Consider the following 25827-nt stretch of genomic DNA (forward strand, 5'->3'; position numbering starts at 1 on the left):
CAAGCGATCAACCGGCGCTCTACACTGTACCGGTACAGTTGCCAGGGCAATGCCGGGGGGATATCCGAGATATCTGATCCGGTTCTGCAGCTCACAAGGCCGCTAGAACTATAAAAAATACAACAGTAAGAGTGGAGCACTATGAATAAGGCTACTAAGCAGATTTCCAAACTGTTTGCCGCTATGGTCCTGGCTGGGGTTGCCGGCCATTCGTTCGCAGCTGACACCATCAAGATCGGCATCGCCGGCCCTAAAACCGGTCCTGTAACGCAATATGGCGACATGCAGTTCATGGGTGCCAAGCAGGCGATTGCCGACATCAACGCCAAGGGCGGCGTCGATGGCAAAATGCTCGAAGCCAAAGAATACGACGACGCTTGCGATCCTAAACAAGCCGTGGCCGTAGCCAACAAAGTGGTCAACGACGGCGTCAAGTTCGTAGTCGGTCACCTCTGCTCCAGCTCCACTCAGCCAGCGTCCGACATTTATGAAGACGAAGGCGTGATCATGATTACCCCGGCTGCCACCAGCCCGGAAATCACTTCCCGTGGCTACAAGCTGATTTTCCGCACCATCGGCCTGGACAGCGCCCAGGGTCCTGCAGCCGGCAACTACATCGCCGACCACGTGAAGCCGAAAGTGGTTGCGGTCATTCACGACAAGCAGCAGTACGGTGAAGGCATCGCCACCGCCGTTAAACAGACCCTCGAAAAGAAAGGCGTGAAAGTTGCTCTCTTCGAAGGCATCAACGCTGGCGACAAAGACTTCGGCTCGCTCATCCAGAAGCTCAAGCAAGCCAACGTCGACTTCGTCTACTACGGCGGCTACCACCCTGAACTGGGCCTGATCCTGCGCCAAGCCAAGGAAAAAGGCGTGAACGCCAAGTTCATGGGCCCTGAAGGCGTCGGCAACGACTCCATCTCGCAAATCGCCCAGGGCGCTTCCGAAGGCCTGCTGGTGACCCTGCCGAAGTCTTTCGACACTGATCCTGCCAACAAGGCAATCGTTGAAGAGTTCACCAAGAACAAGCAGGACCCAACCGGTCCGTTCGTGTTCCCAGCGTACTCGGCTGTTGAAGTGATCGCCGGTGGTATCGCCGCCGCTAAGAGCGAAGACACCGCCAAAGTGGCTGCTGCCATCCACGCCGGTACTTTCAAGACCCCAACGGGCGACCTGAGCTTTGACGCCAAGGGCGACCTGAAGGACTTTAAGTTCGTGGTCTACGAATGGCACTTCGGCAAACCAAAAACCGAAGTTTCCCCTCAGTAAGCCAGGCGTTACTGGTCAACAAGCCCACTGTGCAAGCAGTGGGCTTTGTTTTACGAGGTTTATGGGCCTGACACCCGCGATCCGGGCGCTGGCTCACCTGAAAATCTTAAAACCGTCACCAGCGGTTCGCTGGCAAACGCTTCGTGCAACCTGCTCATAGAACAGGGCACCGAGCCGGAAATGACTCCACCAGTGAAATGCGTATCGGGTTTTTAGGAGCGCTGTAATGCCTGAGATCTATCATTTTTTCCAAACGCTGGTTAACGGCATGACCGTTGGCAGCACCTATGCCTTGATAGCCATTGGCTACACAATGGTTTACGGCATCATTGGAATGATTAACTTCGCCCATGGCGAGGTGTACATGATTGGTTCCTACGTGGCCTTCATCGCCCTTGCCGGGCTGGCCATGATGGGTATCCATTCCCTGCCGCTGTTGATGACCGCTGCGTTCCTTGCATCGATCATCGTGACCAGTGCCTATGGCTACAGTATCGAGCGTGTTGCCTACCGTCCCTTGCGTGGCAGCAACCGTTTGATCCCGCTGATTTCCGCCATCGGCATGTCGATTTTCCTGCAGAACACTGTATTGCTGTCCCAGGACTCCAAGGATAAGTCCATTCCCAACCTGATCCCGGGGAGCTTCTCCTTCGGCCCAGGTGGCGCACAAGAAGTGCTGATTTCGTACATGCAGATCCTGGTCTTCGTCGTCACCCTGGTGGCCATGCTGGGCCTGACCCTGTTCATCTCCCGCTCCCGTCTGGGGCGCGCCTGCCGGGCTTGCGCCGAAGACATCAAGATGGCCAACCTGCTGGGCATCAACACCAACAACATCATCGCCCTGACCTTCGTAATCGGTGCCGCGCTGGCGGCCGTCGCGGCTGTGCTGCTGAGCATGCAGTACGGCGTGATCAACCCCAACGCCGGTTTCCTGGTAGGCCTCAAGGCCTTTACCGCGGCGGTCCTGGGCGGCATCGGCAGTATCCCGGGCGCGATGCTCGGCGGGCTGGTGCTGGGTGTGGCTGAAGCCTTCGGCGCCGATATCTTCGGCGACCAATACAAGGACGTCGTGGCGTTCGGCCTCTTGGTTCTGGTGCTGTTGTTCCGTCCGACCGGCATTCTGGGCCGTCCGGAGGTTGAGAAAGTATGAGCAGATATCTTAAATCGGCGTTTTTCAGCGCCTTGCTGGTATGGGCCGTGGCCTTTCCGGTACTCGGGCTCAAGCTGAGCATCGTCGGCATCAACCTGGAAGTGCATGGCACCGGTCCCGTGACCCTGACCATCATTGCCCTGTGCTCGGTGCTGATGTTCCTGCGCGTGCTGTTCACCCAGCAGGTCGGTGCTTTGTTCAAGGGCAACCGTGGCCCGTTGGTGTCGCCCAAGGTCAGCCAATTCCTGACCCTGCCGCGCACCCAGCGCTACATCATCATCGGCCTGATCGTGGCTGCGTTGATCTGGCCGTTCTTCGGTTCCCGTGGTGCGGTGGATATCGCAACGTTGATCCTGATCTACGTGTTGCTGGGCCTGGGCCTGAACATCGTAGTCGGCCTGGCCGGCCTGCTCGACCTGGGCTACGTGGGCTTCTACGCCGTGGGTGCCTATACCTACGCGTTGCTGTCGCACTACCTGGGCTGGGGCTTCTGGATCTGCCTGCCACTGGCCGGTATGGCGGCGGCCACGTTTGGCTTCCTGCTGGGCTTTCCGGTGTTGCGCTTGCGCGGTGACTATTTGGCGATCGTGACCCTGGGCTTCGGTGAAATCATCCGACTGTTCCTGCGCAACCTCACCGACATCACTGGCGGCCCCAACGGTATCAGCAGCATCCCCAAGCCGACGTTCTTCGGATTGTCCTTCGACCGCACCGCAGCCGAAGGCATGCAGACCTTCCACGAGTACTTCGGGATCGACTACAACCCGGTGAGCAAAGTGGTGTTCCTGTACCTGGTGGCGTTGTTGCTGGCACTAGCGGCACTGTTCGTGATCAACCGTTTGTTGCGCATGCCGATTGGCCGTGCGTGGGAAGCGTTGCGCGAAGACGAAATCGCCTGCCGTGCGTTAGGCATGAACCCCACCGTCATCAAACTCTCGGCATTCACCCTCGGGGCAACATTCGCCGGTTTCGCTGGCAGCTTCTTCGCCGCTCGCCAAGGTTTGGTGACCCCGGAGTCGTTCACCTTTATCGAGTCGGCGATCATCCTCGCCATCGTGGTACTGGGTGGCATGGGCTCGCAACTGGGTGTGATCCTGGCGGCGATCGTGATGATCCTGCTGCCGGAAATGATGCGTGAGTTCAGCGAATACCGCATGTTGATGTTCGGCGCCATGATGGTGCTGATGATGATCTGGCGTCCTCAAGGCCTGCTGCCCATGCAACGTCCACACATGGAGCTGCGCAAATGAGCCGCGAGATCCTGAAAGTCGAAAACTTGAGCATGCGCTTCGGCGGCTTGCTGGCGGTCAACGGCGTGGCCCTGACCGTAAAAGAGAAACAAGTGGTGGCGCTGATCGGCCCGAACGGCGCCGGCAAGACCACGGTGTTCAACTGCCTCACCGGCTTCTACAAGCCGAGCGGTGGCAGCATCCTGCTGGACGGCCAGCCGATCCAGGGCCTGGCCGGTCACGAGATCGCCCGCAAGGGCGTGGTGCGCACCTTCCAGAACGTACGGTTATTCAAGGACATGACAGCGGTCGAGAACCTGCTGATTGCCCAACACCGTCACTTGAACACCAACTTCTTTGCAGGCCTGTTCAAGACCCCGGCGTTCCGCAAAAGCGAGCGCGAAGCCATGGAGTACGCCGAGTACTGGCTGGACAAGGTCAACCTCACCGAGTTTGCCAACCGTCCTGCTGGCACCCTGGCCTATGGTCAGCAACGTCGTCTGGAAATCGCCCGCTGCATGATGACCCGCCCGCGGATCCTCATGCTCGACGAACCGGCCGCTGGCCTGAACCCCAAGGAAACCGAAGACCTCAAGGCGCTGATCAGTGTGTTGCGTGAGGAAAACAACGCCACGGTGCTGTTGATCGAACACGACATGAAACTGGTCATGAGCATTTCCGACCACATCGTAGTGATCAACCAGGGCACGCCGCTGGCCAACGGGACGCCGGAGCAGATCCGCGACAACCCGGAAGTGATCAAAGCCTATTTGGGGGAAGCGTAAAATGCTGCAATTCGAAAACGTTTCCACTTTCTACGGCAAGATCCAGGCGCTGCACAGCGTCAACGTGGAAGTGCGCCAAGGTGAAATCGTCACGCTGATCGGCGCCAACGGTGCCGGCAAGTCGACCTTGCTGATGACCCTGTGCGGTTCGCCGCAGGCCCACAGCGGCAGCATCCGCTACATGGGTGAAGAACTGGTGGGCCAGGCCTCCTCCGAGATCATGCGCAAGAGCATTGCCGTGGTGCCCGAAGGCCGCCGTGTGTTCTCGCGCCTGACGGTGGAAGAGAACCTGGCCATGGGCGGGTTCTTTACCGACAAGGGCGACTACCAAGAGCAGATGGACAAGGTGCTGCACCTGTTCCCCAGGCTCAAGGAACGCTTCAGCCAGCGCGGCGGCACCATGTCCGGCGGCGAGCAGCAAATGCTCGCCATCGGCCGGGCGCTGATGAGCAAGCCCAAGCTATTGCTGCTGGACGAGCCTTCACTGGGACTGGCACCGATCATCATCCAGCAGATCTTCGATATCATCGAACAACTGCGCAAGGACGGTGTGACGGTATTCCTGGTGGAGCAGAACGCCAACCAGGCGCTGAAAATCGCCGACCGCGCCTACGTGCTGGAAAACGGCCGGGTGGTGATGCAGGGCACCGGGGAGCAATTGCTGACGGATCCGAAGGTGCGTGAAGCCTATCTCGGTGGCTGAGCCATTGAGGTAACAAAAAAACGGCCTTCGGGCCGTTTTTTTTATCGCGGTTCAAAGCGTCGCGACCAACTCCCCCTTACTCGCGCGCTGGCCTGCCAGCATCAATGCCCCGCCCAATAGCAACAAGCCCGCCGCCAGGAAGATATACGCGCCGTACACATCCAGCGGCGCGTCGAAATAGGCTATGACACGCTGTGCCACATTTAACGTCTGAGAGCACACCAGCGTACCGGTTAATGAGGCGATGGCCAGCACCGGCGTGACCGTTGCGGACACACGCCCCATGTAACCTTCCGGCACGTCTTCCTGGAGCATCGGCCCTTGCACAATCGCAAACACCGAGAAGAACAACCCACAGCTGAACATCAGCGCCCAGGCCAAGTAAAACGGCGGATGCAGCGAATATGCCAGGTAGCTGAACCCCATGCACAGCAACGCAAGGGTAAAGGCCTGGCGCGTGCTCAATGACTTCAACAGCGGCCGGACCAGCGCGGCAGCAATCAACCCGCCGACAGGGAACGCCGCGAGAATCAGGCCGTATTCATAAGGGCTCAAGCCCAAGGTTTTGAATGCATACAAGGACAATGCGACGTTATTGACCCCCAAGGAAAACCCGTATAACGCCACACCGATCAACAACGTCCTAATCGAGGCGTGCCCCCAGGAAAACCGTAGCCCTGCGAGCACTCCATGCCAGAAGGGCAGCCGCTGTTGCTCGGCCAGCAAGGTCCGGCGCAGGCCCTGGGTAGACGCTATGCACAGGGCCGAACAGGCAAAAGCCAGCACATTGATCAGCAGTGCCAGGGCGGGGCCCACCCACACAAATAATGCCGGCCCAAGGGACGCCGACAACACTGAAATGCCCGTCAGGGAAAACATCGCCTTGGCCGATGCCTCAACGCGTCGTGCCGAAGGGATGACCACTTGCATGATCGCCTGGCGTGACGGGTTGAAAAACTGTGCAGCCGTGCTGTTCACCAACAACAAGAGCAGAACGCCGACGAGCACTTGCATCGGGTCCAGCCCGGCCAGTGAATAGATCACGAAAAAGATCAGGAAGTTGAGCACCCGAATCCCATCCGCCGCGATCATCACGTACAGCGGGGCCATCCGATCGACCCAAGCCCCGGCCAGTGGGGCCACCAATACACGCGGAATAGCAGAGGCCGCCACCGCCAGGCCTACAGCCGTCGGCAAGAACGCACTGTCGTGAAACAAGTCAGTCACCAGCCACACAATGACGGTGCTCTCGAAAACGAACTCGCCAAACGATGAGAGGGCTTGCCCCAGCCACAAGAATGAGAAATTTCTGCTGATGAAAAAATCTGCAAAGCGGTTCTTCACAGCCACATTACCTTATTGGTCGTAAATACGTTCAAAGGACTCGAGCAACCCCTGGGCACAGGACTTGACGGGTTCGGACATACCGAATCTGGCAGCGATTTCGATGGCCGCCATCGCATTCTTGTTACCTTTAACCGCTTCCCCAATAGCGGTCAGATCCCGCCAATGCTCCCAGGATGGATCAAAGGGAATAAGCGGCGGATGCCTGTCCCCGCCAGTAAAACCCCCAGGTCCGCCACCCTTCGTAGAACGTCTGCCAATCCTGGGTCAACAGCGGCTTGGCAAAATTACTGGGTGCCAAAGGCTCAGCGAGCGGCTGAAACCGTGCCTCGATACTGCAACGCCAACCTTTGCCGGTATTGGTCGCCCCCCCGTGCGGGGTAAACGTATTGAACAGCAGTACATCACCCGGACGTAATGCGAAGACGTTTTTTGCGCCCAGCACGTCGGGGCAGACTTGCCATCCTGATGGGTTGAGTGCCAGCTCGAGCGGTAACAGGGTTTCACCTGGTTTTTTGTTGTAAACCGGCAGCGATCCCGACCGCTCATCGACATTAAAAAAGGGTGCCCACAGGGTGACCTGCTGGGCACTGCCCTGCAATTCCGGAAAGTCCTGGTGAACGCCCGGTGAGGAGTGCATGGAAGAACCCAAGGGTGCCAAACCGCGCACCCATTTGATCGGATGAACGAACACCTCATCGGTGTCGAAGAGCAGCTTCATCACCTCAATCACCTTGGGCGCTTGAAAGAGTTCTTCGGTCAATTCGCTGCGCATGACGTCGACAAACTTCAGAAAGTCCGGATCAGCCTGCTCTGGTTCCTTGAAGCGCGGCTGGCCAATCTCGGTGAAACCATCGGTTATTCGATGCTTGCGCAATTGCTGGATTACTTTTTCAGCGAGCAGTGCCAATTTCTGGCGATCGAGTAACTCGCGAACAACGACATAACCCTCTCGCTCGTAGGCGTCCTTCAGCGGCGAAAGTCCGTTCATTTTTGCAACTCCTTGCAACGCACTCAGCCTGGAAAAACCAGCCGGATGGCATAAAGAACATCCCTTTCTTCCGTCAGGCGCAGCATATTTGACGCTGTTTCTTCGTGTACAGCCGGCGTCATTCTCGCCGCCAGCCCTTGATGCTGCCCCTCCAACAACAGGGCATGCCCTACACGCCCTACATCCAGCAACGCTTTGGCGTAGGCAATATCAGGATCGCCGAATGCTGCAACAGCAAATTGCCAATTGATCCCAAGTAACACCGTAATGCCTTTGCCCCCGGCCCATCCTTGGCCCTGAATGATCTTGGCGACCACCTCGCTGTCACTGGCGAACTGAAATTTTTTTGTCAGCCGCTGTAACGCATGGCGGTGCCCCAACTCTAGAGGGGTAAGCAAGCAAAAACGCTTCCTTACCCAACCTCACTGCTGGAGTTACACCATGACTACTAAATCCCGTTCGCTGTCCGCCGCCGCCCTCGTTCTGGCCCTGGGTTCGGCCCTGAGCCTGTCCGCCCTTACAAGCACCGCGCACGCCGCCGATGACATGCAGAAATGCTTTGGTGTCGCCGAAGCCGGCAAGAACGATTGTGCTGCAGGCGCCGGCACCTCCTGCGCGGGTACTTCCAAAGTCAAAGACCAGGCCAACGCCTGGAAACTGGTCCCAGCCGGCACCTGTACCAAAACCCCAAGCGCCACCTCGCCGACCGGTTTCGGCCAGGAAGCTGCCTTCACCGCCAAGTCCTGAAACAGCCCTCAGCCTGAGTAATGATGATGACGCTTTCCCCCCAACACACGGTCTCACCTGCTCAGGCGCCCGGCCTCCCTTACAGGGCCGGGCTGGGGTTGAAGAACGAGCACTTCATCGAAGTGCTCGAGACCTCACCCGACATCGGCTTTTTTGAAGTGCACGCCGAAAACTACATGGTGGCCGGCGGCCCGTTCCATCACTACCTGGGTTTGATCCGCGAGCAGTACCCACTGTCGTTGCACGGCGTGGGCCTGTCCATCGGCGGCGAAGGCCCGTTGAACCGTGAGCACCTGGCACGGTTGGCCACGCTGATCGAACGCTATCAACCCCACTCTTTTTCCGAACACCTGGCCTGGTCCAGCCATGGCCCGGTGTTTCTCAACGACTTGCTGCCCCTGGCTTACGATGCCGCCACCCTGAAACGGGTGTGCGAACACATCGATCAGGTGCAAAGCACCCTCAAGCAGCCGATGCTGCTGGAGAATCCGTCGACCTATCTGCAATTCCAACGCTCGACCCTGGACGAGACAGACTTCATCAGCGAGATCATCCGCCGCACCGGTTGCGGCCTGCTGCTGGACGTCAACAACGTCTATGTGTCGTGCATCAATCACCAGCGAGATCCACTTTCCTACATTGACGCACTGCCTTTGCGCGCCGTGGGAGAGATTCATCTGGCCGGGTTTGCCGAAGACACAGACAGCCTGGGCGATCGCCTGCTGATCGATGACCATGGCGCACCCATCGATAACGCCGTGTGGCAGTTATACGAACAGGTACTCGCGCGTACCGGCCCGGTGGCCACGCTGATTGAGCGCGATAACCAAGTGCCGGCCTTCAGCGTACTGCACGCTGAAGCCCAACACGCCGACTGGCATCTGTCGCAGGTGAACAACCCATGAGCCATCAAGCAGCATTTGCCAGTGCCCTGCTCGCACCCGACCCGATCTGCCCCGATGGCCTGTTCAGCAGCAATGGCGCCGATCCGGCCAGCCGCTTTGCGGTGTATCGCAACAATGTCCACAGCGCGTTAATCAATGCGCTGGTGACGGCCTATCCGGTCACGTTGCAATTGGTCGGCGAGGCATTCTTTCGCGCCATGGCCACCCTTTATGTGCAGGCCTGCCCGCCCAACAGCCCACTGATCAGTGAATACGGCAGCAGCTTTGCCGACTTTATCCAGGGCTTCGAGCCGGCTGCCAGCGTGCCCTACCTGGCCGATGTCGCGCGCCTGGAACGCTTGCGGGTGTGCGCTTACCACGCGGCGGACATTGAGCCACTGCAACAACAGACCTTGTTGCAGGCACTGCAAGCCCAAACCCATGTGGGCGAACTACGCCTGCAACTGCACCCCTCCCTCGCCACCTTGAACTCCGCCTACGCGATTGTCGCCATCTGGGCCGCGCACCAGACCGAGGGTGCCATTGCCAGCTTGAATGCCTGGCACGCCCAAAGTGCCTTGGTGTTACGCCAGGGGCTGGCCGTCAAGGTATTCGCCATAGACGCGGGTTCGGTCGCGTTCATCAACAGCCTCAACCACGGCGCTGGCCTGGAAATGGCTGTGACCCAGGCCCTGGAAGCCTCCAGCGAATTCGACCTGAACCAGTGCCTGACCCTGCTGATCAGCTACGACGCCATCACTCATTTGCACACAGAACAAAAGGTATCGCCATGAACACATCCCCTTCGTGCCTGGTAAAACGGGTCATCGCGCTTTTCGAGAAAATCCCCTACAGCCTGATCGCCTTTCTCGCGCGGTTTTCGATTGCAGCAGTTTTCTGGAAGTCCGGGCAGACCAAAGTCGAAGGCTTTGCCATCGACCTGATCAGCGGCACCTTCCAACTGGGCGAACCACGACTCGCCGCCTCCACCCTGCCGCTGTTTCGCAGTGAATATCACGTGCCTCTGCTGTCGCCGGAAGTGGCCGCGCACATGGCCGCCTTTGCCGAGCACTTTTTTCCGGTGTTGATTCTGGTGGGGTTTGCCACACGCTTCTCGGCCCTGGCCCTGATCGGCATGACCCTGACCATTCAACTCTTTGTCTACCCGGACGCCTACCCGACCCACGGCACCTGGATCGCCTTGCTGCTACTGCTGGTAGCCAAAGGCCCGGGGCGCCTGTCGATCGATCACCTGATAGCACGTCGCTACCATTAAAGCCGGTCCAACGCTTCACCGCTGCGTTTGAACCAATCCACCAGGTAATCGGCGAGCACCTGAGTGCGGCGCGGCAAGCCACCCTGATACGGGTGAACCAGATACATCGGCATGCTGCGCGTCTGATAATCGCGCAGGAGCCAGCGCAATCGGCCGTCAGCCAGTTCCGCAGGTAAAACGTAGGACGGCAGGCGGGCGATACCGGCGCCCACCAGTGCGGCTTTTTTCAACAGGTTGTAGTGGTTGGAAGCAAATGTGCCGCTGACCCGCACACGCAGCAGTTCGTGTTGCTGGTGGTACAGCCATTCTTCACGCCCGCTGTAGTGACTGTTCAGCAGGCAGGTATGGGCTGCCAGGTCCGCCGGGGTCAGCGGCTCGCCGTGCTGTTCCAGATAAGCCGGGCTGGCGCACGTCATCTCATGCCAGGCCAGCAATGGCTTGGCCACCAGGCGGTCGTTTTCGATGGCCCCCATGCGCACGCCCAAATCAAAGCCATCCCGCGCCAGATCCCGGTAGCTGTTGCTCAATTCCAGTTCGATCTGCACCTGCGGGTACTGCTTGGAAAACTCCAGCAGCAAACCATCGAAAAAGGTTTCCCCCAACGACACCGGAACCGTCATACGCACCGGCCCGGCCAGATCGTCCTTGAGCCGTGCCAATGCCTGTCGGGCGCGCTCCACTTGTACCACCAGCGCCTGGGCCTGGGGCAACAACGCCGCACCGGCTGCGGTCAGGCTGAGCTTGCGAGTGGTGCGGTGCAGCAACACCACGCAAAATCGCGCTTCCAGTTGGCTGATGCGCTTGGACAGCTGGCCCTTGCTGCACCCCAACTGCTCGGCCGCCACGGTGAAACTGCCGGCTTCGATCAGCACGGCAAACGCCGCCAGGTCATCCATATCGCTCATGGATTGTTTCCATTTGAAAACCAAAGGTTGCCTATTAGCACGTTTATCCACCCGAAAAGCCACACTAGACTGAAACCTCACTTACCCCTGGAGGAACAGCACGATGAAAATCCTATTGATTGGTGCCAGCGGCACGGTCGGCTCGGCCGTCAAGGCAGAACTCGCCCAGCGTCACGACGTGATCAGCATCGGTCGCACCCATGGCGACTTCCAGGTGGACATCAGCGACAGCGCTTCAATCCGCAAGCTATTCGAACAGATCGGCAAGTTCGATGCCCTGGTCTGCGCGGCCGGCAGTGTGAATTTCGTGCCGTTGGGTGACATGAGCGAAACCGATTTTGAACTGGGCCTGCGCGACAAGCTGATGGGCCAGGTCAACCTGCTGTTGATCGGCCGCGAATACGCCAACGACGGCGCCTCGTTCACCTTCACCAGCGGCATTCTCAACCGTGACCCGATCCGCACCGGTGCATCTGCCGCACTGGTCAACGGCGCACTGGATGCATTCGTCAAAGCCGCCGCGATCGAGCTGCCACGGGGCTTGCGCGTCAACTCCGTGAGCCCGACCGTCCTGCTGGAAGCCATGGGCAGCTACGCGCCCTACTTCCGTGGCTACAAACCTGCACCCGGTGCTGATGTGGCGCTGGCCTACGCGAAAAGTGTCGAGGGCTTGCAAACCGGCCAGACCTTTATCGTCGGCTGAACTTTGTGTCTGTCAGAAATTCCTGAAGCCGGCCGACGGGCTTGTGGTGCGGCGTCAGCCTGCGTAACGTGGCGGCACTTGTTTGGAGACCCGATAAATGCGCGCCGCCCGTACCCTTGCTCTGTTTGCCCTGCTGCCCCTGTTCACCGCTTGCCAGATGTTCGAGAGCGAGCCGGCCAAACCGTCGACTGCGGGGCTGACCCGCATGCAGGGTGAATTGACGGCGGTGGCCGGCAAACTGTTGTTCCAACCTTGCGGCGACAAACGCAACTACGTGGTCAACGACACCGGCGGCACCAGCATCCTGCAGGAGGCCGCCTCCCTGGCCGGCCAACAGGGTGTGCTGTTTGCCGACTTGCGCGGCAAGTTCTCCGGTGTCGCCAGCGGCACACAGGGTTCGGTAGACCTTCAGCAGCTGTATCGAGTAGAGCGCTCGACCTCGGCCTGCAATGACCCGGACTTCAAGCGCATGACCCTGCGTGCCAACGGTAACAAACCCGCCTGGGCCATGAACGTCACCGCCAAGGGCATGGTGCTCGAGCGTGAAGGCCAGCCACCACTGGCGGTGCCCTATGTAGAAGAGCAAATGGGCGACGGCCGCTTTAACCTGATGACGGAAGCCAACAACCAACACATCGAACTGTGGGTGGCGCCGCAACGCTGCATCGACAGCGTCAGCGGCAGCTTGCAACACATGACCGCCGAGTTGCGAGTCAACGGCCAGGTACAACGGGGTTGCGCATCGTTCGGCGGCTCTCGGGACGACTGAATCAGCCCAGCGCTGTTTTAACATGACGAAATACCGCCATTGGGGCTTATAATCGCCGGTTTGCAAAACAGCCGGCCTCTTTTCCCGCCGCCTACCGGATCCCGTCATGTTACGAATCACCGAACTCAAGCTGCCCATCGACCATCCCGAAGAAGACCTGCGGCCTGCCATCGTGCAGCGCCTGGGCATCGCCAGTGATGACCTGCTCGATTTCACCCTGTTCAAACGCAGCTACGACGCCCGTAAAAAATCGTCGGAGCTGTGCTTCATCTACACCATCGACCTGAACGTGAAGGGCGAAGCCGCACTGCTGCTCAAGTTCGCCGATGATCGCAACGTCAACCCGGCACCGGATGTCAGCTACAAGGTGGTGGGCCAGGCGCCGCAAGGCCTGGTTGAACGGCCGATCGTCGTGGGTTTTGGTCCGTGCGGGATCTTCGCCGGGCTGCTGCTAGCGCAGATGGGCTTCAAGCCGATCATCCTCGAACGCGGCAAGGAAGTGCGCCAGCGCACCAAGGACACCTGGGGCCTGTGGCGCAAAAACGTGCTCAACCCGGAGTCCAACGTGCAGTTCGGCGAAGGCGGCGCCGGGACCTTTTCCGACGGCAAGCTCTACAGCCAGATCAAGGACCCGAAATTCCACGGTCGCAAAGTGCTGCACGAGTTCGTCAAAGCCGGTGCGCCGGAAGAAATCCTCTACGTCAGCAAGCCGCACATCGGTACATTCCGCCTGACCGGCGTGGTGGAAAACATGCGCGAGCAGATCATCGCCCTGGGCGGTGAAGTGCGTTTCGAACAGCGGGTCACCGACGTGCTGATCGAAGATGGCCAGTTGAACGGCGTTGTGGTGAATGGCGGTGAGCAGATCCTCTCCAAGCACGTGATCCTCGCCCTCGGCCACAGCGCCCGCGACACGTTCCGCATGCTCCACGGCCGTGGCGTGTACATGGAGGCCAAGCCGTTTTCCGTGGGTTTCCGTATTGAACACCCGCAGTCGCTGATCGACGCGGCGCGCCTGGGCAAATACGCCGGGCACCCAAAGCTCGGCGCTGCCGACTACAAGCTGGTGCACCACGCCAAGAACGGCCGCTCGGTCTACAGCTTCTGCATGTGCCCGGGCGGTACGGTGGTAGCGGCCACTTCCGAGCCCAATCGTGTCGTCACCAACGGCATGAGCCAGTATTCGCGTAACGAACGCAATGCCAACTCCGGCATCGTGGTCGGCATCACACCGGAAGTGGACTACCCAGGTGGCCCGCTGGCCGGCATCGAGTTGCAGGAGCGCCTGGAGTCCCACGCCTACATCCTCGGTGGCAGCAACTACGAGGCACCGGCGCAACTGGTGGGTGATTTCATCGCTGGCAAGCCGTCCACCGCCATCGGCAGCGTGGAGCCGTCCTACAAACCGGGTGTGGCACTGGGTGACCTGGCCCTGGCATTGCCGGACTTCGCCATTGAGGCGATTCGTGAAGCATTGCCGGCGTTCGAGAAACAGATCAAAGGCTACTCGCTGCACGACGCCGTGTTGACCGGTATCGAGACGCGCACCTCGTCACCGCTGCGGATTACCCGCGACGAGTCGATGCAAAGCTTGAACGTGAAAGGCCTGTTCCCGGCGGGTGAAGGCGCTGGTTACGCCGGTGGGATTCTGTCGGCGGGTGTTGACGGAATTCGGATTGCCGAGGCATTGGCGCGGGATATGCTCGGTATAGAGGCCTGACGCAGAATCTGAACCGACTGCAGTTCCAATGTGGGAGCGGGCTTGCTCGCGAAAGCGGTGATTCAGTCGATGATTTTTCGACTGACAGTCCGCCTTCGCGAGCAAGCCAGCTCCCACATTGGGTTTTGCGTCGTATCAGATGTTTGCGCGCAGGACGCTCTCCGGTAGTGGCTCGCCCCGTTCGACACTCGCCGCAACGGCCGCGATCAAACCGTCAAGTGCATAGCCCTGCCCCGCCAGCCACGCCTGATCGTAGTAAGTGGTGGCATAGCGCTCACCCCCATCACACAAGATCGCCACGATCGACCCCGACTCCCCTGCCGCTTTCATCTGCTGCGCGGCCATCAAGGCGCCGATCAGGTTAGTCCCGCTGGACCCGCCAACCCGCCGCCCCAGCCGTTCGGCCAGGTAATGCATGGCGGCCAGTGACAGCGCGTCCGGCACCTTGACCATCGCATCAATCACCCTGGGCAGAAACGACGCCTCAACCCGTGGCCGGCCGATCCCTTCGATGCGCGAACCGCAATCCAGGCGCAGGCTGGCGTCGCCTGTCTGGTAGTAATCAAAGAACACCGAGCGCTCGGCATCGGCACACAAGACGCGGGTGCAATGCTGGCGATAACGCACATAGCGTCCCAGGGTGGCGGTCGTGCCGCCGGTGCCGGGGCTGGAAATCAACCAACTCGGTTCGGGGTAATGCTCAAAGCGCATCTGCTGGAAGATCGACTCGGCGATGTTGTTGTTCGCCCGCCAGTCCGTCGCCCGCTCGGCGTAGGTGAATTGGTCCATGAAGTGACCGCCACTTTCCTTCGCCAACCGTTCGGACTCGGCGTATATCTGCGTCGGATCATTCACCAGATGGCTCTTGCCACCGTAGAAGGCGATCTGCGCAGTCTTCTCCTTCGACGTAGTGGCCGGCATCACCGCAATAAACGGCAGGCCGAGCAAGCGTGCAAAGTACGCTTCGGAGATCGCCGTCGAACCGCTGGACGCCTCGATCACCGGCGCACCCGGTTTGAGCCAGCCGTTACACAAGGCATACAGGAACAGCGAACGCGCCAGCCGATGCTTGAGGCTGCCGGTGGGGTGGCTGGACTCATCCTTGAAGTACAACTCGATACCCGGCAACCCCGGCAATGGCAAAGGGATCAGGTGTGTGTCGGCGCTGCGCTGAAAGTCCGCCTCAATGATGCGAATGGCTTCACGGGCCCAGTTACGGTGGTCGCTCATAGGGTGCGTCTCTAAAGATTTCAGCCCCTATTTTAGGGGGTTTCCTACACTGCACACAGATACAGTGACGTCTCAATTAGACACACAATTGCTAGGCTTCGGCGCATCACCGATCCTGACCGTTGCTTATAACAAATAAGAATATAACTTTTGTTTTAACAACTAACGGTACGGGTTAGGGTACCCACCTATTGAACCTGGATTGGAGAGCATCCCTTGCCTCTGCGTAGCACTTTCACCCGTTTCTTCCAGCTGGAAGCCGCCAGCGGTCTGTTGTTGATCGCCGCTGCCGCCTTGGCGCTGATCATTAATAACTCACCGTTGTCGCACCTCTACGGCGCCTTCCTCGACACCCCGGTAGTGGCGCAGATTGGCGCACTCAAAATCGCCAAGCCCGCCTTGCTATGGATCAACGATGGCCTGATGGCCCTGTTCTTCCTGTTGATCGGCCTGGAGGTGAAGCGCGAGCTGCTCGACGGCCACCTGTCCAAGCCCTCGCAAGTGGTCTTGCCCGGTGCGGCGGCCATTGGCGGCATGGTGGTGCCCGCGCTGATCTACTGGGCGATCAACAAGGATTACCCTGCAGCGCTCGCAGGCTGGGCGATCCCCATGGCCACCGACATCGCTTTTGCACTCGGCGTTCTGGCGCTGCTGGGCAAGCGCGTGCCGGTGTCGCTGAAACTGTTCCTGATGACGCTGGCCATCATCGACGATCTCGGTGCAATCATCGTCATCGCCGTGTTCTATTCAGCCGACCTGTCGGGCGCCGCCCTGGCAGGTGCGGGCGCCTGCTTGGTTGCCTTGATCGCGATGAACCGCCTGGGCGTGATCAAACTCGGGCCCTATATGATCATAGGGCTGATCCTGTGGGTCTGTGTGCTCAAGAGCGGCGTCCACGCCACCCTGGCCGGTGTGACCTTGGCGTTCTGCATTCCGCTGCGCACCAAAAACGCCGAACCTTCGCCATTGCTGACCCTGGAGCACGCGTTGCACCCGTGGGTGGCCTACGCCATCCTGCCGTTGTTCGCGTTCGCCAATGCGGGCGTATCCCTCACCGGCGTGAGCATGGAAAGCTTCACCCATCACGTGCCCCTGGGCATCGCCGCCGGCCTGTTGATCGGCAAGACCGTTGGTGTGTTCGGCCTCACCTGGCTGGCCATCAAGACCGGCCTTGCCGCTCTGCCCAGTGGCGCGAACTGGGGCCAGGTGTTCGGCGTGGCGATCCTGTGCGGTATCGGCTTCACCATGAGCCTGTTTGTCGGCTCCCTGGCCTTTGTGCCGGGCGCCAGCGAATTCGCCGGCGAGGATCGAATGGGGATTCTGACCGGGTCGATCCTGGCGGCGTGTATTGGCTATGCAGTGACGGCGATGGCGAGTCGCAAGAAAGCCTGACCCCAACCTGAAACACCCAAAAACCCCAGCCGATCACCCGGTTGGGGTTTTTCTTTTTGCGCCGCCAACGTTTAGCCAGTAATCCGGCTGCCACGCCTAAAGACTTTCGGTTAGCCGCCGACTAGTGGGTATGGCGATCTCACCGTCCGCGCCTGGGACACCCGCCCGACACTGCCTCCAACGCGTTTCCAGCCCGAGCGACATTCCCATGTTCCTGAGAAATATAAGAATCGCTGCCAGAGCCTTCATCGGCTTCGCCGCTATTGCATCACTGAGTGTGTTTCTCGGCCTGTTTGCGCTCAAACAGATTGGTGAAGTTCAGTCACAGGCTGCCGACATTCAGAACAACTGGATGCAGCGCGTCAGGATCCTGGCATTGGCCAATGCTTCGCTCGACCGTTATCGCCTGGGAGAGATGGCGCACATCCTGTCGTCCAGCGATGCCGACATGCAGACCTACGAGGACAAATCAGCCGGCCGCCTCAAAAGCGTCAAGGAGCAGCTTGCCCAATATGCAGCGCTGCTGCGCACCGCTGAGGAAAAATCACGCCTCGATGTGTTCAACCAAAGCCTCGATGCGTACGCGAAGAATCACGCCGAGATGCTCAAACGCTCGCGCTCGGGCGACAAGGCCGGCGCCCGCGACTTTCTCAACAGTATTCGAGAAAGTTATGAGCAGATGACCAAGAACTTCGACCAACTGATAGACCTGGCCAACAAAGGCGCAGAACAAGCTGGCCAGACCTCCGTAGCGGCCTACCAGCATGCCGTGAATGGCATCTCAATCGTGATTCTGCTGGTGAGTGGCGGCACCGTATTGGTGGCCTGGTTGCTGACCCGAAGCATTACCGGCCCCATCATTGAAGCGGTACACGTAGCCGAAACCATCGCCAGGGGCGATCTCACCCAGCCCATCAACCCTACGGGCAACGACGAAGCCACCCGCCTGCTCCGGGCACAAGAGACCATGCGCAACAACCTGGTGCAGACCCTGCGACAAATAACCGGCTCATCCAGCCAATTGGCCGCAGCGGCTGAAGAACTGAATGCCGTCACCGCCGAAGGCAGCCGGGACTTGCAACAGCAACATGGCGAGATCGAACAGGCGGCCACTGCCGTCACCCAGATGACCACCGCCATTGAAGAGGTCGCCAGGAACGCGGCCTCGACCTCCGACCTGTCCCAGGAGTCGCGAAGCATTGCCTTGAAAGGCCAGCAGCGCATGGTCGAGGCGCTGAACGCCATCCAGGCCTTGACCCGTGGCGTGGAGGTCAGCTCCGGGCAAGTGGGCGGTCTGGCTGAGCAGGCCAAGGGTATCGGCAAAGTGCTTGATGTTATCCGCACCATTGCCGAGCAAACCAACCTGCTGGCACTGAACGCGGCCATCGAAGCTGCGCGTGCCGGTGAGGCCGGCCGTGGTTTTGCCGTAGTCGCCGACGAAGTGCGCGCCCTGGCTCACCGCACTGCCCAATCGACCCAGGAAATCGAACAAATGATTGGCAGTATCCAGACCAACACGGCCAGTACCGTCAACACCATGCTCGACAGTAGCACCATGACCCAGCAAACCCTTGGCTTGGCCGAACTGGCACAGCAAGCGCTGGCGGATATTCTTGCCGCCAACAATGAGATCAATGACCGAAACCTGGTGATTACCACGGCGGCTGCGGAGCAAGCCGACGTTGCCCGGGCGGTTGATCGCAATTTGCTGAATATTCAACAACTGTCGATTCAGTCCGCCGAAGGCTCGACCCAAACAACCGCCGCCTCGCAATCCCTCGCCAGCCTGGCGCATGAATTGAACACGATGGTGAAGCACTTCCAGATTTGAAATGACAGGGTAAAAAACCAAAAGGCCGCTTCGGTTTTAGCCGAAGCGGCCTGTTAACTTGATGCATAATTGCCATCGTTTTTCGTCAGCTACTCCTGTGGCTGGCGCCTCGTGTTATGGCAGCTGTGCGCGGGATACCTTCGGGTATGCCGAGTTTCAAGTTCTTGGTCCGCGAACCTGCGTACAGCTGCCACCTTCCATCGCGTCGCGGCGATCAGGGGCGGCTCCAGCCAATCATTTCGAGCCCGACACCGCCTGGTTAAATCGTTACGAGCCACTGTTTTCGATCAACTCAGCCGCCAACACAGAGGCCTTGTTGGTAAATGCATACGAAACCCTGATAGGCGCCAGCGGGCTGACCTCTGAGTTGGCAGACACCGTGGACGGAAAAACACGCAGCCAATTGTTAGCCATTGGGCAGTTACTGGAACTGGCGGGGCTTTTAGTCGACCGAGCAATGGAGCAGCAGTGCCCTGTCTAATGAAGCTAAAAGCGCTTGGCTTCAATTTGTAGACATCCTGCCCCCTAAAACAAAAACCCCAACCGGTCACCCGGTTGGGGTTTTTTGTGTTTCTACCGCCGGCGCTTAGCGAGTAACGCGGCTGGTGCCGTTAACGGTCATGATGCGCACACGGTCGCCGATGCGGAAGACTTCGTTGGGATCAACGGCCTGAACGTAGGCGCGCATGCTGCCATCGTCTTCACGAACGGTGACTTCAACGCCCTGGGTACGGGTCAGGCCTTCTTCAGCGGCGGAACCCAGCAGACCACCGGCAACAGCACCGATAACGCCAGTGACGATACTGCCACGGCCACCGCCAATAGCACTGCCGCCAACGCCGCCAACCACTGCACCGGCAACACCGCCGATTGGGGTTTTGGTGCCTTCGATTTTCACCGGACGCAGGGATTCAATGGTGCCCATGCGAACGGTCTGTACACGACGCGCTTCGTCACGGGAGTACGAGTCGCCGGTCAGACTCGAGGCGCAGCCACCCAACAGCAACGACAGGGTGGTAAAGCAGGCAACTAGTAAAACAGACTTACGCATAGCATCAACTCCAAAGGACAGGTATTCATTAGACGCCGCAGCTTGGCGCCTGTCACGGCAAGCACGCCAGAAAATTGCTTTCATTCAGCCCTAGTACAGACTGCCAGTACCAGAAAAATCGACGAACGGTAGCGCTCGCCTTATTCCGAAGATCGTCATGAATGCGTTCTTCATTGTAGTCGCGCAAGCGAACACGCCGAAGCCTCCTGTGTGGAGACTTCGGTGTGAGGGTCAGCATTCAGAGGGAATGAAGAAAGATGAAACTCAGGGCGCCAGGCGCTCGCGCGTCCATTCGCCGGCTTGCAGGCGATAGTTCAGACGGTCATGCAGGCGGCTGGCACGGCCTTGCCAGAACTCGATGCGCTCGGGCAACAAACGGTAGCCACCCCAATGCTCGGGGCAGTCGGGCTGGGTATCGCTGAAACGCTGTTCGGTCGCCTTGAGCAGGTCCTGCAGCTGTTCACGGTCACGTATGACTTTGCTTTGCGGCGACGCCCAGGCGCCAAGACGGCTGCCCAAAGGCCGAACCTGATAATAAGCATCCGACTCTTCAGGCGTAACCTTGACCACCCGCCCTTCGATGCGCACCTGGCGCTCCAGAGTGGGCCAGAAGAAAGTCATGGCCGCAAACGGTCGCGCCGCGAGTTGTTCACCCTTGGCGCTCTGATAGTTGGTGAAGAAGGTAAAGCCCTGCGCGTCCAGGCCCTTGAGCAACAGGATGCGGCAGTGCGGGCGACCGTCCTGATCAACCGTTGCCAACGTCATGGCATTGGCCTCCACCGGTGGCTGCTCGGTTTTTACCGCCTCGCCAAACCATTGGTGGAACAACGCAAACGGCTCGCCCGGTGCCTGGGCCTCGCTCAAACCGTCACGTGTGTAGTCACGGCGCATATCGGCCAGTGCCTGGGTCATGCGGCTTTATCCTTCTGCTTCAACGGATCAGTTTTTCGCCTGGTCATTTGCAGCCGGGGCGTCAGCCTTCGGTGCTGCTTTCTTCGCGGCAGGCTTGGCAGCGGCTTTTTTCGCAGCTGGCTTGGCGGCGGCTTTCTTGGCCGGGGCCTTTTTCGCCGGAGCCGCTTTTTTCGCAGCCGGAGCCGGTGCAGGAGCTGGCGCAGTTTGCACAGCGACCATGTCAGCGACCGGTGGTTTGCCCGAGTTGTACTTGCTCAGCAACGCCAACATAGTTGTACGCTGAGTGAACAGGATTTCCATGCGACGATTCAGCGCACGGCCCTGGTTGCTGTCGTTGGCGGCACGCGGCATAAGGTCACCCATGCCACGCATCATCAGGCGATCCTGTTTCAAACCGCTGAGGCTGAAAATCGAAGCGATGGACTGCGCGCGCTCGCGGGTCAACGCCTGGCTCACCGGTTCGGCACCATTGGTGTCGACGTGGCCGAGCACCAGCACAGCGGTCTTCGGATCGCCTTCAACCGCCTTGGCAACGCGAGTGAACGGGCCGAGGGTAACCGGCAGCAACATGGCTGGACGTTTCGGGTTGTAGGAGCCATCAACCGGCGCGATCACAACGAGTACGTTCTCGCGACGCTCCAGTTGCAGGTTGCTGTCCTTGATGGCGGCGCGCAGGCGCGGCTCATAGTCGTCGAGCCAGGCTTGGGTGATTTTCGGGTCCGGCATCGGCACGTTGGTCACATCGACCTTGGCCAGTGGCTTCGGCTTGCTTTCGAAAGGCCACCACCATTTGGTCTCGGTGTCGGTCTTGGCGACAGCCGGCGCAGCGTCCGGGGTAGAAGCCGGGGTTGCAGCCTTGAGGTCGGCTTTCAAGTCGGCCTTGGCATCGGCGGCCTTTTCATCAGCGCTCTTGGAGAAGAATGGCCACCAGCTGGAACCGGTGTCAGCCTTGGCGACCGGAGCAGGTGCGGCGGCAGCGGCAGGCGCTGGAGCAGCAGCTGCGGCAGCAACCGGCGCGACAGGCTTGGCGCCCGCAGCAGGTTTGGCATCCGGTTTGGCGTCGGTTTGGGTCACTGCGTCCTTGGTAGCAGCCTTATCAGATCCAAATGACCACCAATGCCCACCTTCGGCATCATTTTGTGGAGTTTGTGCGCAGCCAGTAATAGTGAGGCACAGCGCCAGTGCCAAGGACTTGTTCGATAACATGAGATATCCACAAAATGAGAAAAAACCAGGGGGTCTGGGTGACCCGTTAAACAGACGCTTACAGAACATTAAAGTTACAAAATTTCGTTCAGCGCCTTCTTATACTTGCCTTTGTAACAAAAAAACGTGAAACAGCAAGCTCTTTACAGACAACCGGCCAATATTCCGACCAACTTCTGTGCACGCGGGTCCATAAGTACATAAGGCCCCAGTGTATTAGTCACGAAACCAAACGCTACATCATGTTCAGGGTCGGCAAACCCCACCGAACCACCGGCGCCCGGGTGCCCAAACGCACGTGGGCCAAGGCCGAACGTGGCGTTGGGCAATTGCGGCTGATCCAACATGCAGCCCAACCCGAAACGGGTTTGGGTCAATAAGGTTTTATCCGGCCCGATACTGTGTTCGCGGGTCAATTGTTCGAGCATGTCCGCTTCGAGCAAACTACCGTCCAACAAACCGCTATAAAAACCCGCCAGGCTGCGCGCATTACCGTGACCATTTGCCGCTGGCTGCTGCATGCGCCGCCATTCGGGCTTATTAGTGCTGGTCAGAATAGACGGTGGATTGGCAAATGCACGCGTAGTCATGGCGTTCGGTTCGCGCATCATTACTTGAAGTAACCGTTGCGCGGCTTCATCGCCCATATTGCCTTTGCTGCGCGCTATATGTGCAACACGATAAAACTCTTCGTCCGCCAACCCGACATGGAAGTCCAGGCCCAGGGGCCGCGCAACCCGCGCCACAATCGACTCACCCGGCCCGCGCCCATCGGCACGGCGCAGCAATTCGCCGACCAGCCAGCCGTAAGTGATGGCCTCGTAGCCATGCCCTTGGCCCGGCGTCCACCACGGGGCCTCGGCCGCGAGGGTGTCGACCATCAATTGCCAGTCATACAGGGCTTCGGTGGGCAGCATCTCGCGAATCGCCGGCAGCCCGGCCTGGTGGCAGAGCAACTGGCGCAAAGTGATGGTTTCTTTACCGGCCGCCGCAAACTCGGGCCAGTAGTTGGCGACAGGGGCGTCGAGTTGCAACTTGCCCTCGGCCACCAATTGCAGGGCCGTAACGGCGGTGAAGGTCTTGGTGCAGGAAAACAGGTTGACGATGGTGTCGCTGTGCCAGGCCTCAGCGCCATCCTTGTCGGCGGTACCCGCCCACAGGTCGACGACGGTTTCGCCGCCGATCTGGATACACAGCCCGGCACCACGCTCCTGCGGGTCATCGAACAACGCGGCGAACGCTTCACGTACCGCTTCGAACTGGAGCTCGTAATGACCCTGAATCTGCACCTAAGCCGCCTTGGAAAACACCGTAAGAATTGGCCGACATTGTTCCAGTCCTTGGGGGTTTTGTGAACCCGTCAACGATGAATCAATGGCCATTTCCAGCGTGCCCGCCAGCATGCCCGGCGCCCTGCCCCGGGCCTTTGCCTTCATGCCCCGACTTCCCGCCTTCATGCTCACGCACCGCGCTGGCCGCCTTGGCCTTTTCAGCCTCTTTGCCCAGTTGATCCACCGCTGCCAGGTTGCTTTTACGCACGCTGTCGACAAAGCCCTGGAACGGCACATCGGTGATGCCCACCAGCCCGAAGTGGCCGTTCTCGCCGTCGAGCAGACGCCCGGTCACCGGCTGGTCCAGATACTGGAACCAGTGCACACCGACAATCGACGGCTCGGCCATGGCCTGTTTGAGGAAGTTACTGTACGCCGCGCCGCGGTCTTCTTCCCGGGCCAGTTGAGTGACGCCGCCCCAGAACGGGCCACGGTCTGCCGAGCCAAAGTTGAACTCGGTGATCAGCACCGGTTTGTCCAGCGCGTGCAAGGCGGCGAAGTCATAACCGTCCTGGGGCTTGAGGGTGTACATGTTGAAGCTCAGTACATCGCAATACTGGGCGCAGGACGCCACGGATTCAGGCGTGCTGACGGCATACCGGCCACCCAGCAACAAATGGTTGGGCGCGTGCCATTTCAGCGAGTCGGAGATGGTCTTGAAGTAGGCATCGGCGAAGGTCTTCTGGAAGTATTTAAAGTCAGCTTCGATTTCCGGATGCTCGGGACTCGGCATCGGCGGCTCGAACCCAGGGTCTTCCATCAGCTCCCAGCCGGACAAATGGATACCCCAGGCTTTCGACAGGCCATCTTCGTTGCGGTACTTGTCGCGCAGTTGCTTGAGGAACGCGCGCTTGGCCGGTACGTCGGTGGTCATGCGCAGGGTGCCGTAGGCCAAGGCGTAACGGGATTTCGGATCATCACCCGGACCGGCCCAGGCCAGCTCGTTGTCGGCAAAAAAGCCGATCAGCCAGGGATCATCGCGGTGATCGCGGGCCGCAATGGCCACGGCGCGCTCGGTGGCCATGGCAAACCGCGGGTCGAACGGGTCGGGCATGCCGCCCCACCAGTCGGTGCCGGTGCTGATGCTGGCGTAGTCACCGACAATCGACAGCGGCAAGGTGTACGGCACCCGGTCGGCGGTGGCCAACGCTTCGTCGCTCCAGTTGCCTACGGTGTTGAAACCCCAGGCTTGCAGACGGTCGAGGGTGTGGGTGACCCAGCGCTTCTGGTCGAACCCATCAGTCCCGTAGGCACGCTGCAAATTGGCGCCGTAAAAATCGTACCAACGCCCTACATTGAAGCCACGGCCCTGGTCGGCGCCGTTGCCGCCACGGTTATCGCCGCTTCCGTAATACTTGTCGAACGGCTCGCCGACCTTGGGCAACGCGGCAAACATCCACTCGCGCCCGGCCACGTAGGTCTGGTTGTTGTCCGGGGCCACGGTGTTGACGCCCAGGGAGTAGAACGGATGGCCTTGCGGCGTCACCAGGTACCAACGACCGTCACGCTTCTCGGTGCGGAAAAACCCGCTCGCTTCAAACGCCGGGCCTTTGTTCCAGCCACCATATTGATCAAGCGCTGATTTATCGCGCTCGGCCAACCAACCCTTGAGCTGTTGTTGCTCCTTGGCGGCGGCGGTCTTGAGTTGCTCGTCGCTGCTGACTTTTTCCGGCCAGCGCGCGCGGGTGGACTGGCCATAGGCATCGACCAATTCGCTGTAGGCCGCCTTCAGCACCGGCTCGCTGTCCTGCACGCCGAAGCGTTCCAGCAGGATGCTTTGGGCAGCATTGGGCTTGATCATCGACAACGTCACCGACGCCACCTGGCTGCGGTCAATCTCACCGGCGCTGCCGGCCAGCAGTACGCGCTGGCCATCTACGGTGATTGGCATCGGCGGGCCGGCCTTCATGCCCTGGCTCAGCGGCGAGTTGGCTTGCAGCGGGATCAACAAGGTCTGCACCGGGCCGGCCGGCAGGTCGATGCGGCTGACCAGGGTCTTGCCGTCCGTGCTCTGCACTTTCACGTACAGGGTCAGCGCCCAGTCCATGGCGCTCTGGATACGCAGGCTCATGGCGCCGGATTGCGACCAGTCCCACACGCCGGTCTGCGGGCTAAGCACCAGGCTCGGTTCGGCCGCCGGGTTGAAGGTGATGCGGCGCAGCACTTCGCCTTCGGCGGTTTGCTCGGCATTGTATTGGGGCAAGCTGGCGTCCTGGGTCGCCACCTTGACCACATCGGCAGGCCGGACGAAGTTGAACAGCGTTTGTTGCCCGGCAGGCGCAGCCATCAAGGGCGCGGTGAACAACAAGGCAAACAGAGCGGGCAGCGTGCGAATCATACGAACAAGGTTCTCCCAAACGGCCGGTGACTGGCCTGATGACATAAAGCGTTGGCAGTGA

At 59.7% G+C, this 25827-nt stretch carries 25 protein-coding genes; 15 read left to right on the plus strand and 10 right to left on the minus strand.

What is annotated here, in order from left to right:
- Positions 1-141: 141 nt before the first annotated feature.
- The 5 genes from ACI77D_RS10275 (at position 142) to ACI77D_RS10295 (ending at position 5136) form a co-directional block, all read left to right on the plus strand.
- Entirely contained in the window at positions 142-1269 is a 1128-nt protein-coding gene (locus ACI77D_RS10275; protein ID WP_064451212.1) for a branched-chain amino acid ABC transporter substrate-binding protein, read from the plus strand.
- A gap of 226 nt (positions 1270-1495) precedes the next feature.
- A complete protein-coding gene (livH, locus tag ACI77D_RS10280; RefSeq protein ID WP_064451211.1) occupies positions 1496-2419 on the plus strand; it encodes a high-affinity branched-chain amino acid ABC transporter permease LivH in 924 nt (307 codons plus the stop codon).
- Positions 2416-3669 (plus strand): high-affinity branched-chain amino acid ABC transporter permease LivM, encoded by a 1254-nt coding sequence (locus ACI77D_RS10285; RefSeq protein WP_064451210.1) that lies wholly within the window; start codon positions 2416-2418, stop codon positions 3667-3669. Before livH ends, ACI77D_RS10285 begins: the two co-directional genes overlap by 4 nt.
- Positions 3666-4433, plus strand: a complete 768-nt coding sequence (gene livG, locus ACI77D_RS10290; protein WP_010212365.1) for a high-affinity branched-chain amino acid ABC transporter ATP-binding protein LivG — start codon at positions 3666-3668, stop codon at positions 4431-4433. Before ACI77D_RS10285 ends, livG begins: the two co-directional genes overlap by 4 nt.
- Position 4434: 1 nt before the next feature.
- Entirely contained in the window at positions 4435-5136 is a 702-nt protein-coding gene (locus ACI77D_RS10295; RefSeq protein ID WP_017137209.1) for an ABC transporter ATP-binding protein, read from the plus strand.
- 51 nt (positions 5137-5187) lie between these two features.
- On the opposite strand, the gene ACI77D_RS10300 is transcribed toward ACI77D_RS10295, so the two are convergent.
- The 3 genes from ACI77D_RS10300 to ACI77D_RS10310 form a co-directional block, all read right to left on the minus strand.
- Positions 5188-6486, minus strand: a complete 1299-nt coding sequence (locus ACI77D_RS10300) for an MFS transporter (protein ID WP_407016522.1) — start codon at positions 6484-6486, stop codon at positions 5188-5190.
- A gap of 175 nt (positions 6487-6661) precedes the next feature.
- A complete protein-coding gene (locus tag ACI77D_RS10305; RefSeq protein ID WP_407016523.1) occupies positions 6662-7471 on the minus strand; it encodes a hypothetical protein in 810 nt (269 codons plus the stop codon).
- A gap of 23 nt (positions 7472-7494) precedes the next feature.
- The gene (locus ACI77D_RS10310; RefSeq protein ID WP_064451206.1) at positions 7495-7869 is read right to left on the minus strand and encodes a hypothetical protein; all 375 of its coding nucleotides are present in this window, start codon (positions 7867-7869) and stop codon (positions 7495-7497) included.
- 43 nt (positions 7870-7912) lie between these two features.
- Here ACI77D_RS10310 and ACI77D_RS10315 point away from each other — a divergent pair, with 43 nt between their 5' ends.
- Genes ACI77D_RS10315 through ACI77D_RS10330 form a run of 4 tightly spaced genes read left to right on the plus strand, consistent with a single transcriptional unit; the run spans position 7913 to position 10378 of the window.
- Entirely contained in the window at positions 7913-8218 is a 306-nt protein-coding gene (locus ACI77D_RS10315; protein WP_407016524.1) for a DUF2282 domain-containing protein, read from the plus strand.
- Between the two features lie 23 nt (positions 8219-8241).
- Positions 8242-9123 carry a DUF692 domain-containing protein gene (locus ACI77D_RS10320; RefSeq protein ID WP_407016525.1) on the plus strand — a complete coding sequence of 294 codons (882 nt, stop codon included), beginning with the start codon at positions 8242-8244 and terminating at the stop codon, positions 9121-9123.
- Positions 9120-9896, plus strand: coding sequence for a DUF2063 domain-containing protein (locus tag ACI77D_RS10325; protein ID WP_407016526.1), 777 nt, complete (start codon positions 9120-9122; stop codon positions 9894-9896). The genes ACI77D_RS10320 and ACI77D_RS10325 overlap by 4 nt, the downstream gene beginning before the upstream one ends.
- Entirely contained in the window at positions 9893-10378 is a 486-nt protein-coding gene (locus ACI77D_RS10330; protein WP_407016527.1) for a DoxX family protein, read from the plus strand. Before ACI77D_RS10325 ends, ACI77D_RS10330 begins: the two co-directional genes overlap by 4 nt.
- On the opposite strand, the gene ACI77D_RS10335 is transcribed toward ACI77D_RS10330, so the two are convergent.
- Positions 10375-11283 carry a LysR family transcriptional regulator gene (locus ACI77D_RS10335; RefSeq protein WP_064451201.1) on the minus strand — a complete coding sequence of 303 codons (909 nt, stop codon included), beginning with the start codon at positions 11281-11283 and terminating at the stop codon, positions 10375-10377. The two genes, ACI77D_RS10330 and ACI77D_RS10335, sit on opposite strands and share 4 nt — an antisense overlap.
- 103 nt (positions 11284-11386) lie before the next feature.
- Here ACI77D_RS10335 and ACI77D_RS10340 point away from each other — a divergent pair, with 103 nt between their 5' ends.
- The 3 genes from ACI77D_RS10340 to ACI77D_RS10350 all read left to right on the plus strand — a co-directional run bounded on the left by ACI77D_RS10340 (position 11387) and on the right by ACI77D_RS10350 (position 14475).
- Positions 11387-11986, plus strand: a complete 600-nt coding sequence (locus ACI77D_RS10340) for a short chain dehydrogenase (RefSeq protein ID WP_407016528.1) — start codon at positions 11387-11389, stop codon at positions 11984-11986.
- Positions 11987-12083: 97 nt separating this feature from the next.
- Entirely contained in the window at positions 12084-12755 is a 672-nt protein-coding gene (locus ACI77D_RS10345; RefSeq protein WP_407016529.1) for a COG3650 family protein, read from the plus strand.
- Positions 12756-12861: 106 nt separating this feature from the next.
- Positions 12862-14475, plus strand: coding sequence for an NAD(P)/FAD-dependent oxidoreductase (locus ACI77D_RS10350; protein ID WP_407016530.1), 1614 nt, complete (start codon positions 12862-12864; stop codon positions 14473-14475).
- Positions 14476-14610: 135 nt separating this feature from the next.
- Here ACI77D_RS10350 and ACI77D_RS10355 read toward each other — a convergent pair whose 3' ends face one another.
- Positions 14611-15705 carry a PLP-dependent cysteine synthase family protein gene (locus tag ACI77D_RS10355; RefSeq protein WP_407016531.1) on the minus strand — a complete coding sequence of 365 codons (1095 nt, stop codon included), beginning with the start codon at positions 15703-15705 and terminating at the stop codon, positions 14611-14613.
- 216 nt (positions 15706-15921) lie between these two features.
- On the opposite strand from ACI77D_RS10355, the gene nhaA reads away from it, so the two are divergent.
- From nhaA to ACI77D_RS10370, 3 genes are all read left to right on the plus strand, one after another.
- Entirely contained in the window at positions 15922-17097 is a 1176-nt protein-coding gene (gene nhaA / locus ACI77D_RS10360; protein ID WP_064451196.1) for a Na+/H+ antiporter NhaA, read from the plus strand.
- Positions 17098-17305: 208 nt separating this feature from the next.
- Entirely contained in the window at positions 17306-18928 is a 1623-nt protein-coding gene (locus ACI77D_RS10365) for a methyl-accepting chemotaxis protein (RefSeq protein WP_221294142.1), read from the plus strand.
- A 61-nt stretch (positions 18929-18989) separates the two neighbouring features.
- Positions 18990-19409 carry a DUF6124 family protein gene (locus ACI77D_RS10370; protein ID WP_407016556.1) on the plus strand — a complete coding sequence of 140 codons (420 nt, stop codon included), beginning with the start codon at positions 18990-18992 and terminating at the stop codon, positions 19407-19409.
- A 105-nt stretch (positions 19410-19514) separates the two neighbouring features.
- Here the strand turns inward: ACI77D_RS10370 and ACI77D_RS10375 are convergent, their stop codons facing one another.
- The 5 genes from ACI77D_RS10375 to ACI77D_RS10395 all read right to left on the minus strand — a co-directional run bounded on the left by ACI77D_RS10375 (position 19515) and on the right by ACI77D_RS10395 (position 25766).
- Positions 19515-19979, minus strand: a complete 465-nt coding sequence (locus ACI77D_RS10375; protein WP_010176704.1) for a glycine zipper 2TM domain-containing protein — start codon at positions 19977-19979, stop codon at positions 19515-19517.
- 264 nt (positions 19980-20243) lie between these two features.
- Complete coding sequence (gene pdxH, locus ACI77D_RS10380; protein WP_407016532.1) at positions 20244-20891, minus strand: pyridoxamine 5'-phosphate oxidase; 648 nt, start codon at positions 20889-20891, stop codon at positions 20244-20246.
- A gap of 27 nt (positions 20892-20918) precedes the next feature.
- On the minus strand, positions 20919-22097 hold the full coding sequence (locus ACI77D_RS10385) for an OmpA family protein (protein WP_262667237.1): 1179 nt from the start codon (positions 22095-22097) through the stop codon (positions 20919-20921).
- Positions 22098-22240: 143 nt separating this feature from the next.
- On the minus strand, positions 22241-23386 hold the full coding sequence (locus ACI77D_RS10390) for a serine hydrolase domain-containing protein (protein WP_064451192.1): 1146 nt from the start codon (positions 23384-23386) through the stop codon (positions 22241-22243).
- Positions 23387-23468: 82 nt separating this feature from the next.
- The gene (locus tag ACI77D_RS10395) at positions 23469-25766 is read right to left on the minus strand and encodes a beta-galactosidase (protein ID WP_407016533.1); all 2298 of its coding nucleotides are present in this window, start codon (positions 25764-25766) and stop codon (positions 23469-23471) included.
- Positions 25767-25827: the final 61 nt, after the last annotated feature.

Origin of the sequence: Pseudomonas sp. O39 (assembly GCF_045447295.1) — a bacterium.
Classification (GTDB): domain Bacteria; phylum Pseudomonadota; class Gammaproteobacteria; order Pseudomonadales; family Pseudomonadaceae; genus Aquipseudomonas; species Aquipseudomonas antarctica_A.